13 protein-coding genes and 1 pseudogene are annotated in these 14,883 nt (G+C 60.8%); 4 read left to right on the forward strand and 10 right to left on the reverse strand.

Annotated features, from left to right (window positions below; all coding sequences use genetic code 11):
• Window positions 1-69 precede the first annotated feature (69 nt).
• Together HBO10_RS07160 and HBO10_RS07165 are read left to right on the forward strand one after the other, a co-directional pair.
• Window positions 70-645 (forward strand): DUF6436 domain-containing protein, encoded by a 576-nt coding sequence (locus HBO10_RS07160; RefSeq protein WP_034128988.1) that lies wholly within the window; start codon window positions 70-72, stop codon window positions 643-645.
• 26 nt (window positions 646-671) lie between these two features.
• Window positions 672-3,026, forward strand: a complete 2,355-nt coding sequence (locus HBO10_RS07165; protein ID WP_169921959.1) for a penicillin acylase family protein — start codon at window positions 672-674, stop codon at window positions 3,024-3,026.
• 109 nt (window positions 3,027-3,135) lie between these two features.
• Here the strand turns inward: HBO10_RS07165 and HBO10_RS07170 are convergent, their stop codons facing one another.
• Entirely contained in the window at window positions 3,136-4,044 is a 909-nt protein-coding gene (locus HBO10_RS07170; RefSeq protein ID WP_034128990.1) for an AraC family transcriptional regulator, read from the reverse strand.
• 99 nt (window positions 4,045-4,143) lie between these two features.
• Between HBO10_RS07170 and HBO10_RS07175 the strand changes: the two genes are divergently transcribed.
• Window positions 4,144-4,497, forward strand: coding sequence for a carboxymuconolactone decarboxylase family protein (locus HBO10_RS07175; RefSeq protein ID WP_034128991.1), 354 nt, complete (start codon window positions 4,144-4,146; stop codon window positions 4,495-4,497).
• Here the strand turns inward: HBO10_RS07175 and HBO10_RS07180 are convergent.
• The gene (locus tag HBO10_RS07180; protein ID WP_034128992.1) at window positions 4,475-5,440 is read right to left on the reverse strand and encodes a GlxA family transcriptional regulator; all 966 of its coding nucleotides are present in this window, start codon (window positions 5,438-5,440) and stop codon (window positions 4,475-4,477) included. The genes HBO10_RS07175 and HBO10_RS07180 overlap by 23 nt on opposite strands.
• Before the next feature lie 248 nt (window positions 5,441-5,688).
• On the opposite strand from HBO10_RS07180, the gene HBO10_RS07185 reads away from it, so the two are divergent.
• Window positions 5,689-6,330, forward strand: a complete 642-nt coding sequence (locus HBO10_RS07185) for an HD domain-containing protein (RefSeq protein ID WP_034128994.1) — start codon at window positions 5,689-5,691, stop codon at window positions 6,328-6,330.
• An 8-nt stretch (window positions 6,331-6,338) separates the two neighbouring features.
• Here the strand turns inward: HBO10_RS07185 and HBO10_RS31240 are convergent.
• From HBO10_RS31240 to HBO10_RS07220, 8 genes and pseudogenes are all read right to left on the reverse strand, one after another.
• Window positions 6,339-6,458 (reverse strand): annotated as a pseudogene (locus HBO10_RS31240) (outer membrane lipoprotein carrier protein LolA); the annotation flags it as partial.
• Window positions 6,459-7,343 carry an ABC transporter permease subunit gene (locus HBO10_RS07190; protein ID WP_003195236.1) on the reverse strand — a complete coding sequence of 295 codons (885 nt, stop codon included), beginning with the start codon at window positions 7,341-7,343 and terminating at the stop codon, window positions 6,459-6,461. It abuts the pseudogene before it with no gap.
• Window positions 7,340-8,260 carry an ABC transporter permease subunit gene (locus HBO10_RS07195; RefSeq protein ID WP_003195238.1) on the reverse strand — a complete coding sequence of 307 codons (921 nt, stop codon included), beginning with the start codon at window positions 8,258-8,260 and terminating at the stop codon, window positions 7,340-7,342. The genes HBO10_RS07190 and HBO10_RS07195 overlap by 4 nt, the downstream gene beginning before the upstream one ends.
• On the reverse strand, window positions 8,257-9,399 hold the full coding sequence (potA, locus tag HBO10_RS07200; protein ID WP_003195240.1) for a polyamine ABC transporter ATP-binding protein: 1,143 nt from the start codon (window positions 9,397-9,399) through the stop codon (window positions 8,257-8,259). The genes HBO10_RS07195 and potA overlap by 4 nt, the downstream gene beginning before the upstream one ends.
• Window positions 9,400-9,465: 66 nt before the next feature.
• The gene (locus tag HBO10_RS07205; RefSeq protein ID WP_034128995.1) at window positions 9,466-10,560 is read right to left on the reverse strand and encodes a polyamine ABC transporter substrate-binding protein; all 1,095 of its coding nucleotides are present in this window, start codon (window positions 10,558-10,560) and stop codon (window positions 9,466-9,468) included.
• A 241-nt stretch (window positions 10,561-10,801) separates the two neighbouring features.
• The gene (locus tag HBO10_RS07210; protein WP_034129075.1) at window positions 10,802-11,896 is read right to left on the reverse strand and encodes a polyamine ABC transporter substrate-binding protein; all 1,095 of its coding nucleotides are present in this window, start codon (window positions 11,894-11,896) and stop codon (window positions 10,802-10,804) included.
• Between the two features lie 183 nt (window positions 11,897-12,079).
• Window positions 12,080-13,444, reverse strand: coding sequence for an aspartate aminotransferase family protein (locus tag HBO10_RS07215; RefSeq protein WP_014720386.1), 1,365 nt, complete (start codon window positions 13,442-13,444; stop codon window positions 12,080-12,082).
• A gap of 57 nt (window positions 13,445-13,501) precedes the next feature.
• Window positions 13,502-14,860: a glutamine synthetase family protein gene (locus HBO10_RS07220; protein ID WP_003195249.1), complete on the reverse strand. Its 1,359-nt coding sequence runs from the start codon at window positions 14,858-14,860 to the stop codon at window positions 13,502-13,504.
• Window positions 14,861-14,883: the final 23 nt, after the last annotated feature.

A 14,883-nucleotide genomic window follows, 5' to 3' on the forward strand; every position in this document is an offset into this window, starting at 1 on the left:
ATATCGAGCTGCGATATTCATCTGTCAGGACAAGCATGGCAAGCTACGCGACCTGCGAGGATACATTCAATGCGACCGCCCTACCGTAACGCCCTGTTCGCCAGCCTGATCCTGGTTATCTGCGCCGGGGTGCTGTGGGTGGCCTATGACTGGTTCCAGGGCCGCTACCTGCGCGCCTTCAGCGAACACACCGCGGTATTTTCCGGCGATGCGCTGCAACTACCCGCAGCTCTCAGCGGCCCTGGCCCGATTCGCCTGGTGCACTTCTGGGACCCGGCGTGCCCGTGCAATGTCGGTAACCAGCAACACCTGGGCGAGTTGATCGAGCAGTACGCGCCCCAAGGGGTGGAGTTCTATGCCCTGCAAAAACCCGGCAGCCACGGCCAGTTGCCCGAGAACCTGCGCCATCTGAAAGTCCTCGATTCCCTGCCCGGCGCGGACCAGATCCCCGCCAGCCCGGCCGTGGGCATTTGGGACCGCACCGGCAAGCTGGCGTATTTCGGCCCCTACAGCGAAGGCCTGACGTGCAACGCCAGCAACAGTTTTATCGAGCCAATCCTCAAGGCCCTCGGAGCCGGACGCGAAGTGAATGCCACTCACACCCTCGCGGTAGGCTGCTATTGTTCGTGGCCTAAGGATCTGTAGTCCGTCCACTTTGGTAAGGAATGTTCATGAAGCGCGTCTTGCAGGTTTTTGCGGTGCTGATTGTGCTGGTCGCCCTGGGCGTCGGTTGGTACGTCTACAGCAAACAACCCACGCGCCAGGGCACGGTGACGCTGGCGCACCTGCAAGGCTCGGTCACGGTGCGCTACGACGACCGTGGCGTACCGCATATACGCGCCGAAAACGAAGCCGACCTGTACCGCGCCCTGGGCTATGTGCATGCCCAGGACCGCCTGTTCCAGATGGAGATCATGCGGCGCCTGGCCCGTGGCGAACTGGCCGAGGTGCTGGGGCCCAAGCTGCTGGAGACCGATAAGCTGTTTCGCAGCCTGCGCATTCGCGAGCGTGCCTTGAGCTATGTGGAGCACATGGACCCTGGCTCAGCCTCGTCCAAGGCCCTGCAAGCCTACCTGGACGGGATCAACCAGTATCAGGACAGCCACGCCAGCCCCATGGAATTCGATGTGCTGGGCATCGCCAAGCGCCCGTTTACCGCCGAAGACAGCATCAGCGTCGCCGGGTACATGGCCTACAGCTTTGCCGCAGCCTTTCGCACCGAGCCGGTACTGACCTATGTGCGCGACCGACTGGGCAGCGCCTACTTGAACGTCTTCGATCTCGACTGGCAACCCAAGGGCGCCCTCAACCTGGCGGCCAGCGATTGGCAGACGCTTGGCGCCATCGCCGCCCTGAGCGAAAAGGCCCTGGCCGACAGCGGCCTGCCGCAGTTCGAAGGCAGCAATGCCTGGGCCGTCAGCGGCAGCCATACCCAAAGCGGCAAACCGTTGCTGGCGGGCGACCCTCATATCCGTTTCTCGGTGCCTTCGGTCTGGTACGAGGCGCAGCTGTCGGCGCCAGGCTTCGAGTTGTACGGCTACCACAACGCGCTGGTACCGGTGGCGTTCCTGGGGCACAACCTGGACTTCGGCTGGAGCCTGACCATGTTCCAGAACGACGACCTCGACCTGGTCGCCGAGAAGGTCAACCCGGACAACCCCAACCAGGTTTGGTATCACGGCCAATGGATGGACATGAGCAGCAGCGAGCAGCAGATCCAGGTCAAGGGCCAGGCGCCGGTAACCCTCACCCTGCGCCGTTCGCCCCACGGCCCGATCATCAACGACGTGCTCGGTGAGAACGCCGGCAGCACACCGATTGCCATGTGGTGGGCGTTCCTGGACAGTGAAAACCCGATCCTCGATGGCTTCTATCAGCTCAACCGTGCCGACACCCTGGCCAAGGCACGTGCCGCAGCCTCCAAGGTGTCGGCGCCAGGCCTGAACATCGTGTGGGCCAATGCCAAAGGCGATATCGGCTGGTGGGCGGCAGCGCAGTTGCCGATCCGCCCGGCCGGCGTCAACCCGGCGTTCATCCTCGACGGTAGCACTGCCCAGGCCGACAAGCTGGGTTTCTACCCCTTCAGTGCCAACCCCCAGGAAGAAAACCCACCGCGCGGCTATGTGGTGTCTGCCAATGCCCAGCCGGCATCGCCCACCGGCATGCCGATCCCCGGTTATTACAACTTGGCTGACCGCGGCCAGCAGTTGAACGCGCAGTTGAGCGACACAAGCGTGAAGTGGGATGTGACCAACAGCCAGGCCCTGCAACTGGGCACCACCACCGCCTACGGCCCACGCCTGCTGGCACCGCTGTTGCCGGTGCTGCGCGAGGTGGTCAAGGACCCGGCGCAACTCAAACTGGTGGAGCAGCTTGCCAACTGGAAGGGTGACTACCCGCTGGACTCCACCAATGCCACGCTGTTCAACCAGTTGCTGTTCAACCTCAGCGACGCAACCTTTCACCCCAAACTCGGCGATGCCTTGTTCAAGACCCTGCTCGGCACCCGCGTGATCGACGCCGCATTGCCCCGCCTGGCCGCGTCGGCAGACTCGCCCTGGTGGAACGGCAATCGGGCCGACACCGTCAAGCTCGCCTGGGACAATAGCCTGGCCCACCTCAAGGCTACGTTCGGCGATGACCCGGCACAGTGGCAGTGGGGCAAGGCGCACACCCTGACCCACGGCCACCCGCTGGGCCTGCAAAAACCGCTGGATAAAATCTTCAACGTCGGCCCCTTCCCGGCACCGGGCAGCCACGAAGTGCCGAACAACCAGACCGCCCCGATTGGCCCGGCGCCGTGGCCTGTGACCTACGGCCCGTCGACACGGCGCCTGATCGACTTCGCCGACCCGGCCCACGCCTTCACCATCAACCCGGTGGGGCAAAGCGGTGTGCCCTTTGATACGCACTATGGCGACCAGGCGCAGAGCTATATCGAGGGCAGGTATGAGCAGGCTCACTTCAGTGAGGAGGAAGTGACGGCCAATACCCGCGGCACCTTGAAACTGCTGCCCGCCCGATGATCGTTCCCACGCTCCGCGTGGGAATGCAGCCGTAGACGCTTCGCGTCCGCCCTTAGAAGCGGGACGCAGAGCGTCCCAAGAGGCGTTACCACTCAGAGCGTGGGAACGATCATCGGGTGTGAGCCCGCATGCGCCCTGGCGCTTGGCCGTAGGTGTCCTTGAATTTCTTGCTGAACGCCGCCTGGGACTGATAACCCACCTGGGCGGCGATATCGATCAGGCTCAGGCGTGACTGGCGCAGCAGGTTGAACGCCATCTCCATGCGCAATTGGGTGAGCAACACCCAGGGCGATACACCTGCCACTTTGACGAACGCACGCATAAAGGTCGCACGGGACATGCTGGCCGCCGACGCCAGACCATCGATGGTCCATTCATGCCCAGGTTCGGCCAGCATGGCTTGCCAGGCCTTGCTCAAGCGCTTGTCAGCGAGCAAGGCGAAGGTTCCCGCCCCTGGCGCCTGGTCGCTCAGCCAACTGCGCAGAATCAAGGTGAACAGGGCTGACGACAGTGCATTGATAAACGAACGGGCACCCACTTGCTGCCCGTCCGCTTCACTGCGCAGCAACGCTATCAACGCCGCCAGTTGCCCATCGCCTTGCCACTGGCGGCTGGACACCACCAGGTAGTCCGGCAACGCATCGAACAACAGCGATTGGCGGTTGTAGTGAAAGCTGCCACACAGCATATCCACATCCGGCTGTTCACCGCCCAAACGGTGCACGGTTAGCGCACCCCCTTCGATAACGCGAGGCTGCATCGGGCGGATCCGCGCGCCCTGGCTGCGCAGCAAGTGGGTACCGCCACCGGGCATCAGCAGGATATCGCCCTCCTCCAACGTTACATATTGCCCGCCAGACAACTCGGCGCGGCAGGTGCCGCTAAGCACGATGTGATAAGGCGCCACGCCGAGGTTTTCCGGCGCATGGTCCAACGCCCAGTCCCCTTGGAACTGGCAACGCAAATCCAGGCTGCCGCGCAGGTTGGCCAGCGCGATAAGGGTGTCGATGGCATTCATTTGCGAGCATCGGTCAAAAAAATGAGCGGATTGAACAATAGCCGCAGCCCTCAACGCTACAGACTGGCTTCACACCCAACCTGTTCAGGAGTTACCGCAATGTTCAATAACTGGTCCGACTTGCTGCCTACCGTGAAGAAAGCCTTTGGCTCACTGGGCAAGAGCAACCCGAAGATGGTCAAAGCCTACATGGCGCTGGGGGAAGCTGCCGAGGAAAACAATGTACTCGACGCCAAGACCCGTGAACTGATTTCCATCGCGGTGGCGATCACCACCCGCTGCGACGGTTGCATCGGCGTGCATGCCGATGCCGCGATCAAGGCCGGGGCAACCCGCGAAGAAGTGGCGGCCACGCTGGCCACCGCGATCTCGCTGAATGCAGGCGCGGCCTACATCTACTCGTTGCGCGCCCTGGAAGCCTACGACACGCTCAAACCGGCGCCGCAAAGTTAAGCCTGAACTGTTGCGGCGTGACGCCCAGCCGGCGGTTGAACACACTGCGCATGTGCTGGGCGTCGCGAAAGCCGCATTGATAGGCCACGGTTTTAAGCGGTGCGTGGCTGCTTTCAAGCATCACCCGTGCCGCATCCACCCGCGCCCTCTCGACAAATTCCGCCGGCGTAATCCGCGCTTCACGGGCGAACACCCGGGAGAAATTACGCGCACTCATATTGGCCGCCTTGGCCAGGTCGGCAATGGTCAAGTCTCCCGTCAGGTTGGCCAGCACGTACAACTGCACCAGCGCCACCGCCGAGGTGGTTTCGGCATGGGGCGTGAGGAACGGGCTGAACTGCGATTGCCCGCCCGAGCGCTGGGTGAACACCACCAGGCGCTTGGCCACGCTCAGGGCCACTTCCGGGCCGTGATCCTGGGCCAGCAAGTACAACGACAGGTCGATACCTGCCGTGACCCCAGCGGAGGTGTAGAGCTTGCCGTCCTGCACATAGAGACGGTCGGCTTCGACCTGGGCCGAGGGACACAGGCGCGCCAGGCTGGCGGCATCGTTCCAATGGGTAGTGACGGTCTTGCCGTCCAGCAGACCTGCACGGGCCAGCATGAAGGCGCCATTGCAGATCGAGCCGAAGCGCTGCGCCTTCGCGGCGGCCGCGCGCAGCCAAGCGTCAAACTCGAAGCCGAAATCCTCGAAGGGTAACTGCGGGCCACCGGCGACCAGCAACAGGTCATAGGGTTGCCGGGCTTCGCTGTAGTGCTTGTGCGCCTGCAGTGACAAACCGTTGGACGCCGCCATGGCGCCGTGGCCAAAGCCGAGTACTTCCAGCCGATAGTGATCCTCGGGCGCCAGGAAGCGGTTGGCCTCGCAGAACACATCCATCGGCCCGCTCACGTCCAGCGACTGGACACCGGGGAAGATCAGGATGGCGACGGTTTTGCCCATGGTCACAAACACCTTTTTCCAACTGGATAAACGCGACCCCCTTGTGGGAGCTGGCTTGCCTGCGATGCAGACGACTCGGTACCTCAGGTACACCGAGGTGATGCTATCGCAGGCAAGCCAGCTCCCACAGGGGATCGCCTACATGCTTGGCACGATGTGGCGGCACATTGGCCGGGATCGCCTCCCTGTCGCAATAGCCGCTTCAGGGTCATGGGACCAGACTGAAGTCTTTCCAGAGGAGATCCACCATGAGCATCACCATAGCCGGTATTCAGATCCCTGATAGCGCCTTGGCCAGGGCCACCACCGAATACATCCGCGACGTCGAATCGGACCTGCTCTACCACCATTCGCGCCGCGTCTTCCTGTTCGGCGCCTTGAGCGGTGAGCGCAAGCAATTGGCCTACAACCCGGAGTTGCTCTACGTCGGCGCGATGTTCCATGACCTGGGCCTGGTGGAAGGCCACCGCAGTGACGACGAGCGTTTTGAAGTGGACGGCGCCAACGCCGCCGCCGCATTTCTCAAGCCCTATGGGTTGAGCGATGACGATATCGAACAAGTGTGGCTGTCCATCGCCCTGCATACCACGCCGGGTGTGCCGCAACACCTGCGCCCCACCGTAGCGCTGGTTACCGCCGGTGTGGAGATGGACGTGCTGGGCATCGACTACGCCGCGTTCAGCAGCGCGCAGCGCGAAGCGGTGGTGCACGCGCATCCACGGGGTGAGGGGTTTAAGGAGTGCATTATCTGCGCGTTCGCCGACGGCTTGCGCCATCGCCCGCAGACCACGTTTGGCAATGTTAAGACCGACGTGCTGGTGGACCAGGAGCCGGGGTTCAAGCCGATGAATTTTGTGCAGGTGATCCGCACGTCGCCGTGGGCTGCATAGCTAAACCCCACTGTAGGAGCGAGCTTGCTCGCGAAAAACCTGAGAGCGCCGCTGGGTGTCAGGTACCCAGCGTCATCGTTAACGTTCTTCGCGAGCAAGCTCGCTCCTACAGTGGATCGCGTCGGCAGTCAGACCGGCGCTGGCGCCCGGCGCTTGTCCGGCTGCTGCCAGCCATCCGCTGCGGCTTCTTCAATCGCTTGCTGAATAGCCTTCTTGCGATGCTCTTCGGCCCGACGGCTGAAGAACCACACCAGGAAGGTCACCAGCGACACCGCCAACAGAATCAGGCTCGCCACGGCGTTGATCTCGGGTTTAACCCCCAGACGCACCGCCGAGAACACTTCCATCGGCAAGGTGGTGGAACCGGGGCCCGACACGAAGCTGGCCAGTACCAGGTCGTCCAGCGATAGCGCGAACGACATCATGCCGCCCGCTGCCAGCGATGGCGCGATCATCGGGATGGTGATCAGGAAGAACACCTTCCACGGCCGCGCGCCCAGGTCCATCGCCGCTTCTTCGATCGACAGGTCCAGCTCACGCAAGCGCGCCGACACCACCACCGCCACATACGCCGCACAGAAGGTGGTGTGGGCGATCCAGATGGTGACGATGCCACGCTCCTGGGGCCAGCCGATCATCTGCGCCATGGCCACGAACAGCAGCAACAGCGACAGGCCGGTGATCACTTCCGGCATCACCAACGGCGCCGTCACCAGGCCACCGAACAGCGTGCGGCCCTTGAACTGGCTGATGCGCGTCAGCACGAAGGCGGCCAGGGTACCCAACGCCACCGCCGCCACCGCCGTGTAGCAGGCGATTTCCAGGGAGCGGGCCACCGAGCCCATCAACTGGGTGTTGTCCAACAGGCCCACGTACCACTTGATCGACCAACCGCCCCACACTGTCACCAGCTTGGATTCGTTGAACGAGTAGATCACCAGGATCAACATCGGCAGGTAGATGAACAACAAGCCTGCGACCAGCATGAAGCTGGAGAAACGAAAGCGCTTCATATCTTGCCCTCCAGCTCTTTGGCTTGGCTGCGGTTGAACAGGATGATCGGCACGATCAGGATCGCCAGCATCACCACCGCCAGGGCAGACGCCACCGGCCAGTCACGGTTGTTGAAGAACTCTTGCCACAACACCTTACCGATCATCAAGGTTTCCGGGCCGCCGAGCAGTTCAGGAATCACGAACTCGCCCACCACCGGGATAAACACCAGCATGCAACCGGCGATGATGCCGTTCTTGGACAGCGGCACGGTGATTTTCCAGAAGCTGTTGAAGGTGCTCGACCCCAGGTCGGACGCGGCTTCCAGCAGGCTCTGGTCGTGCTTAACCAGGTTGGCGTACAGCGGCAGGATCATGAACGGCAGGTACGAATAGACCACGCCGATGTACACCGCGATGTTGGTGTTGAGGATCTGCAGCGGCTCGTTGATCAAGCCCATGGACATCAGGAAGCCATTGAGCAGGCCGTTGTTGCTGAGGATGCCCATCCACGCATACACCCGGATCAGGATCGCGGTCCAGGTGGGCATCATGATCAGCAGCACCAGCACGGTCTGCATCTCTTTGCGCGCGGTGGCAATGGCGTAGGCCATCGGGTAGCCGATCAGCAGGCACAGCAGCGTGCTGAAAAACGCCATCTTCAGCGAGCCCAGGTAGGCGGCGATGTACAACTCGTCGCCCGCCAGCAAGCTGTAGTTGGCCAGGTTCAGCACCACCTCCAGCTTTTGCTCAACGTAGGTATAGATCTCGGTATAGGGCGGGATCGCCACATCGGCTTCGGCAAAGCTGATTTTCAGCACGATGAAAAACGGCAGTGCGAAAAACAGGAACAGCCAGAGGAAGGGAATCCCGATGACCACCTGCTTGCCATTGGGCACGATGCGATCCAAGCGCCGCTTGAATTTCTTCATGTTCATGAGCGAAGTACCACGCCGCTGTCGTCTTCCCACCACACGTACACCTGGTCACCCCAGGTTGGGCGCTGGCCACGGCGTTCGGCGTTGGCGACGAAAGACTGCACCAGCTTGCCGCTCGGCAGCTCCACGTAGAACACCGAGTGGCCGCCCAGGTAGGCGATGTCGTGCACCTTGCCGCTGGACCAGTTGTGCTCGCAGGTTGGCATTTCAGTGGTCACCAGCAGCTTTTCCGGGCGAATCGCGTAGGTCACCGACTTGTCTTCCACCGAGGTGGCGATGCCGTAGCCCACGTAGATGTCGCGGTCCAGGTCCGGGCACTTGAGCACCGCGTGGCCTTCAGCGTCGTCCACCACTTGGGTGTCGAAAATGTTGACGTTACCAATGAACTCGCACACCAGGCGGCTGGTGGGCGTTTCGTAGATATCGATGGGGCTGCCGATCTGGGCGATCCAGCCCAGGTGCATGATCGCGATGCGTTCGGCCATGGTCATGGCCTCTTCCTGGTCGTGGGTCACCATCACGCAGGTCACGCCGACGCGCTCGATGATTTCCACCAACTCCAGTTGCATCTGCGAGCGCAGCTTCTTGTCCAGGGCGCCCATCGGCTCATCGAGCAGCAGCAGTTTCGGGCGCTTGGCCAGGGAGCGGGCCAGTGCCACGCGCTGGCGTTGACCGCCGGACAATTGGTGCGGCTTGCGCTTGGCATATTGGCTCATCTGTACCAGCTTGAGCATCTCGGCCACGCGTGCGTCGACTTCAGCCTTGGGGATCTTGTCCTGTTGCAGGCCGAAGGCGATGTTCTGCGCCACGGTCATGTGCGGGAACAAGGCGTAGGACTGGAACATCATGTTGATCGGCCGCTCGTAGGGCGGCATGTCGGTGATGTCCACACCGTCGAGGTAGATGCGACCTTCGGTTGGGCGCTCGAAACCTGCAAGCATGCGCAGCAAGGTGGATTTGCCCGAACCCGAACCGCCGAGCAAGGCGAAGATCTCGCCTTTCTTGATTTCCAGGGACACATCGTCCACGGCGATCGTCTCGTCGAACTTCTTCGTGACCCGGTCGATTTTGACCAGCACCTTTTTCGGTGTCTGGTCGCCCTCGAGGGCTTTCTTATAGGCGCCGGAGGCAACTGCCATTTACGAAACTCCCAAAAAAAACTGTGCAGCCGGCCCAATGCGGGCCAGCCTTGGATAGTTTTAGCCTTACTTGCCCGTCTTGACCTTGGTCCAGCTACGGGTCATTAAACGCTGCACTTTCGGGGGTAGCTCAAAGTTGACGAATGTCCGCTCGAGAACCGCCTGCGGTGGGTAAACCGCTTCGTCGGTGCGTATCGATTGCTCCATCAGTTTGTCCGCCCCTGGGTTAGGGTTGGCGTAACCGACTTGATCGCTGACCTGAGCGATCACCTCAGGCTGCAGCAAATAGTTGATGAAGGCGTGGGCTTCCTTGACGTTGCTGGCATCCTTGGGAATCGCCAGCACGTCGAACCACAGGTTGCCGCCTTCTTTGGGAATCGTGTAGGCGATGTTCACGCCTTTGCCCGCCTCCGCCGCACGGGCCTTGGCCTGGAACACATCGCCGGAGAAACCGGCCGCCACGCAGATGTTGCCGTTGGCCAGGTCCGAGATGTATTTGGAGGAATGGAAGTAGGTCACGTAGGGCCGCACTTTCAGCAGTTTTTCCTCGGCTTTCTTATAGTCGGCCGGGTTGGTGCTGTTGGGGTCCAGGCCCATATAGTTGAGTACCGCCGGTAGCATTTCATCGGCCGAGTCCATGAACGACACGCCGCAAGTGGCCAACTTCTTCATGTTTTCCGGTTCGAACAACACCGCCCAGGAGTCGATCTTGTCGACACCCAGCACTTCCTTGACCTTGTCGACGTTGTAGCCAATGCCGTTGGTGCCCCACAGGTACGGCACCGCGTACTGGTTGCCCGGGTCGTTCTTTTCCAGGCGCTTGAGCAGCACCGGGTCGAGGTTGGCGTAGTTTGTCAGCAGTGACTTGTCGAGCTTCTGGAACGCTCCAGCCTTGATCTGCTTGCCCAGGAAATGGTTGGACGGCACCACGACGTCGTAGCCGGTACGCCCGGCGAGCAACTTGCCTTCCAGGGTTTCGTTGGAGTCAAACACGTCATACACAGGCTTGATACCGCTGGCCTTTTCGAAGTTGGCCAGGGTGTCGGGGCCGATGTAGTCCGACCAGTTATAAATATGCACCGTCGGTGCGGCCTGTACGCTGGCAGCCAGCGTGATACCTGCACCCACCAGCATGGCTTTGCGAAATAAAGAAATTGGCAAGTGGAGGTCCTCTTGAATAGTTGGGGGCCTTGAAGTTGTTGCCCGGCAACAAAACCGGCGCGCAACTTACCGTCGATAAACCGATCCGGCAAAACTTTCTGTCATTTATTTTCTGTACGGCTGCCACTGTTTGTAGGAGCGAGCTTGCTCGCGAAGAACTCACAGGCATCGCGGGCTATCAGAGGCCCCGCGTTATCGTTGACGATTTTCGCGAGCGAGCTCGCTCCTACAGGTTTGTGCGTTATTTACCGGACTTGATCTTGGTCCAGCTACGGGTCATTTCACGCTGAGTTGCCGCTGGCATGTCGGCAATGGCGTAGAGCTTGGATTGCACTTCGGCCGACGGATAAATACCCGGGTCGCTGGTGATGTCTTTATCGACCAGGGCAGTGGCTTTCTCGTTACCGTTCGGGAAACGCACACTGTTGGTGATCGCGGCCATGACGTCTGGCTTGAGCAGGTAGTTCATGAATGCGTAGGCAGCCTCGACGTTTTCGGCATCCTTGGGAATGGCGACCATGTCGAAGAAGCTGCCAGCACCTTCCTTGGGAATGTCGTAGGCGATCTTGACCTTGCCACCGGCTTCAGCCGCGCGGGTTTTGGCCTGCTCGATGTCACCCGAGTAGCCCACAGCCACGCAGATGTTGCCGTTGGCCAGGTCGGAGATGTACTTGGAGGAGTGGAAGTAGCCGATCGAAGGACGGATTTTCATGAACAGGTCTTCGGCCTGTTTCAGATCAGCCTTCTTCGTAGTGTCGGTCGGCAGGCCCAGGTAATGCAGCGCTACCGGCAGCATTTCGGTTGGCGAATCGAGGAAGCTCACGCCGCAGCTTTTCAGCTTGGCGATGTTTTCCGGCTTCATCAGTACGTCCCAGGAGTCGATCTTGTCCACGCCCAGTGCGGCCTTGACCTTCTCCGGGTTGTAGCCGATGCCCATCGAGCCCCACATGTACGGGAAGGCGTGCTTGTTGTCCGGGTCGCTGACCGATACGGCCTTGAGCAGGGATTTGTTCAGGTTGTCGTAGTTGGACAGCTTGGACTTGTCCAGCTCCTGGTAGACACCGGCCTTGATCTGCTTGGCGAGGAAGCTGTTCGACGGCACAACGATGTCGTAGCCGGACTTGCCTGCCAGCAACTTGGCTTCCAGGGTTTCGTTGCTGTCAAAAACGTCGTACACCACTTTGATGCCCGACTCTTTTTCAAAGTTGGCGATGGTGTCCGGTGCAATGTAGTCGGACCAGTTGTAGACATGCAGCACTTTATTGTCTGCCTGGGCCGCGCCCGCCATTGCACCCATCAGGGACAAGGCGAGGAGGGTCTTGCCAGCGTTCTTCAAACCTAATGCCTTCATTTGGTGATGCTCCAATTTTTTCTTTTTTGGGCCACAAGCGTTGTATGTTTTACGGCCCAACCGAAGGGCAACAAAACAGGGCGACAGTCTGGCAAGTTCAGGGGCCGGCTTTCAACCAAAGCCCCTGCATTTTTAACTGCCCAGTGCACCGCGCACTGAGCCTAGCACTTAGCCCTGCAAGGCAGCCAAAGTCAGGTCCAGGCAATGGCGGGCCTTGGTTACCAGCTCGTCGATTTCAGCCTTGCTGATGACCAGTGGCGGCGAAATGATCATGGTGTCGCCCACGGCGCGCATGATCAGGCCATTTTCAAAGCAGAAGGTTCGGCAGATCATGCCGGCGCCTTTGCCTTCGTGACGCTTGCGCGTCGCCTTATCCTGCACCAGCTCGATCGCACCGAGCATACCGACGCCGCGTACTTCACCCACCAGCGGATGATCGCCCAGTTCCCTCAGACGCTTTTGCAAATACGGTGCCGTTTCGTCGTGCACACGGTTAACGATTTTTTCATCGCGCAGGATGCGGATGTTTTCCAGCGCCACGGCCGCGGCCACCGGGTGGCCGGAGTAGGTAAAGCCGTGGTTGAAATCGCCCCCTTCGTTGAGCACCGCCACCACTTCGTCACGCACGATCAGGCCGCCCATGGGCACGTAGCCCGAGGTCAGGCCCTTGGCGATGGTCATCATGTGCGGCTTGAGGTCGTAGAAATCGCTACCGAACCACTCACCGGTACGGCCGAAGCCGCAGATTACTTCGTCGGCGACAAACAGGATGTCGTACTTGGCGAGGATTTCCTTGATGCGCGGCCAGTACGTGGCAGGCGGCACGATCACGCCACCGGCACCCTGGATCGGCTCGGCAATAAAGGCGCCGACGTTGTCCACGCCCAGCTCCAGGATTTTCTCTTCCAACTGGTTGGCGGCCCACACACCGAATTCCTCGGGGCTCATGTCGCCGCCTTCGCCAAACCAGTAGGGCTGCGCGATGTGAGTAATGCCCGGGATCGGCAAGTCGCCCTGCTCGTGCATATAGGTCATGCCGCCCAGGCTGGCGCCGGCCACGGTAGAGCCGTGGTAGCCATTCTTGCGGGCAATGATGGTTTTCTTGTTGGGCTGGCCCTTGATCGCCCAGTAGTGGCGGACCATGCGCAACATGGTGTCGTTGCCTTCGGAGCCAGAGCCGGTGAAGAACACGTGGTTCATGCCAGCCGGCGCGACATCGGAAATGACCTTGGCCAACTCCAATACCGGCGGGTGTGCGGTCTGGAAGAACAGGTTGTAGTACGGCAGTTCTTTCATCTGCTTGGCGGCGGCATCGGCCAGTTCATCGCGACCGTAACCGATCGCCACGCACCACAGGCCGGCCATACCGTCGAGGATCTTGTTGCCTTCGCTGTCCCACAGGTAAACGCCGTGGGCTTTGGTGATGATCCTTGGGCCTTTCTCTTTCAATTGCTTGAAGTCGCTGAACGGCGCCAGGTGGTGATCATTGCTCAAGGCTTGCCATTCACGGGTTTGCGGGTTGTTGCTGGACATACCAATCTCCTAGACTTTTCAGTGAAGGCGCGCCGTTTGAAGGGCGCGCCCGGCGCATCAGACGGCGAAGAGCAGGAATTCCCGCTCCCACGAACTGATCACGCGCTTGAAGTTTTCATGCTCGGCCCGCTTGACCGCGACGTAGCCTGTGATGAATTTTTGCCCCAGATATTTCTCGATGGTCTTGCTGTTTTCCATACGTTCCAGGGCGTCTTCGATGGTCAACGGCAGGCGCAGGTTGCGTCGCTCGTAACCACGGCCCACCACCGGCGCGCTCGGGTTATGGCCCTCGACCATGCCGATGTAGCCGCACAACAGGCTGGCGGCAATCGCCAGGTACGGGTTGGCGTCGGCGCCCGGCAGGCGGTTTTCCACGCGGCGGTTCTGCGGGCCGGCATCCGGTACGCGCAGGCCGACGGTGCGGTTTTCTTCGCCCCATTCCACGTTCACCGGCGCCGAGGTGTCGGGCAGGAAGCGGCGGAACGAGTTCACGTTGGGGGCGAATAAAGGCAGCAATTCAGGGATGAATTTCTGCAGGCCGCCAATATGGTTGAGGAACAGTTGGCTCATGGTCCCGTCTTCATTGGAGAAGACGTTCTTGCCGGTGGCGATGTCGATAATGCTCTGGTGCAGGTGCATCGCGCTGCCGGGCTCGCCGGTCATGGGCTTGGCCATGAAGGTGGCGGCCACGTCGTGCTTGAGCGCGGCTTCACGCATGGTGCGCTTGAACACCAGGATCTGGTCGGCCAGGGACAGGGCGTCGCCATGACGGAAGTTGATTTCCATCTGCGCGGTGCCGTCCTCGTGGATCAGGGTGTCGAGGTCCAGCTCCTGCAGTTCGCACCAGTCGTAGACGTCTTCGAACAGCGGGTCGAATTCGTTGGCCGCTTCTATAGAGAAGGACTGGCGACCGGTTTCCGGGCGGCCGGAGCGGCCAATCGGCGGTTGCAGCGGGAAGTCCGGGTCTTCGCAGCGCTTGGTCAGGTAGAACTCCATCTCCGGCGCCACGATGGGCTGCCAGCCGCGGTCGGAGTAGAGTTTGAGGACTTTCTTGAGCACGTTGCGCGGCGACAGCTCGATCGGGTTGCCTTGCTTGTCGTAGGTGTCGTGGATCACCTGGGCGGTCGGCTCGATGGCCCAGGGCACCAGGAATACCGCGTTCTGGTCGGGGCGGCAGATCATGTCGATGTCGGCCGGGTCGAGCAATTCGTAATAGATGTCGTCTTCGACATAGTCGCCGGTCACGGTCTGCAACAGAACACTCTCGGGCAGGCGCATGCCTTTTTCGGCAATGAACTTGTTGGTCGGCGAGATCTTGCCCCGGGTAATACCGGTGAGGTCGCCAATCATGCATTCGACTTCTGTGATCTTGTGGTCTTTCAACCAATCGGTGAGCTGGTCGAGGTTGTTACTCATAAATGCCTCTGGGCTGGGTTTCC

It is taken from the genome of Pseudomonas sp. WS 5503, from assembly GCF_012985385.1.
GTDB lineage: Bacteria > Pseudomonadota > Gammaproteobacteria > Pseudomonadales > Pseudomonadaceae > Aquipseudomonas > Aquipseudomonas paracarnis.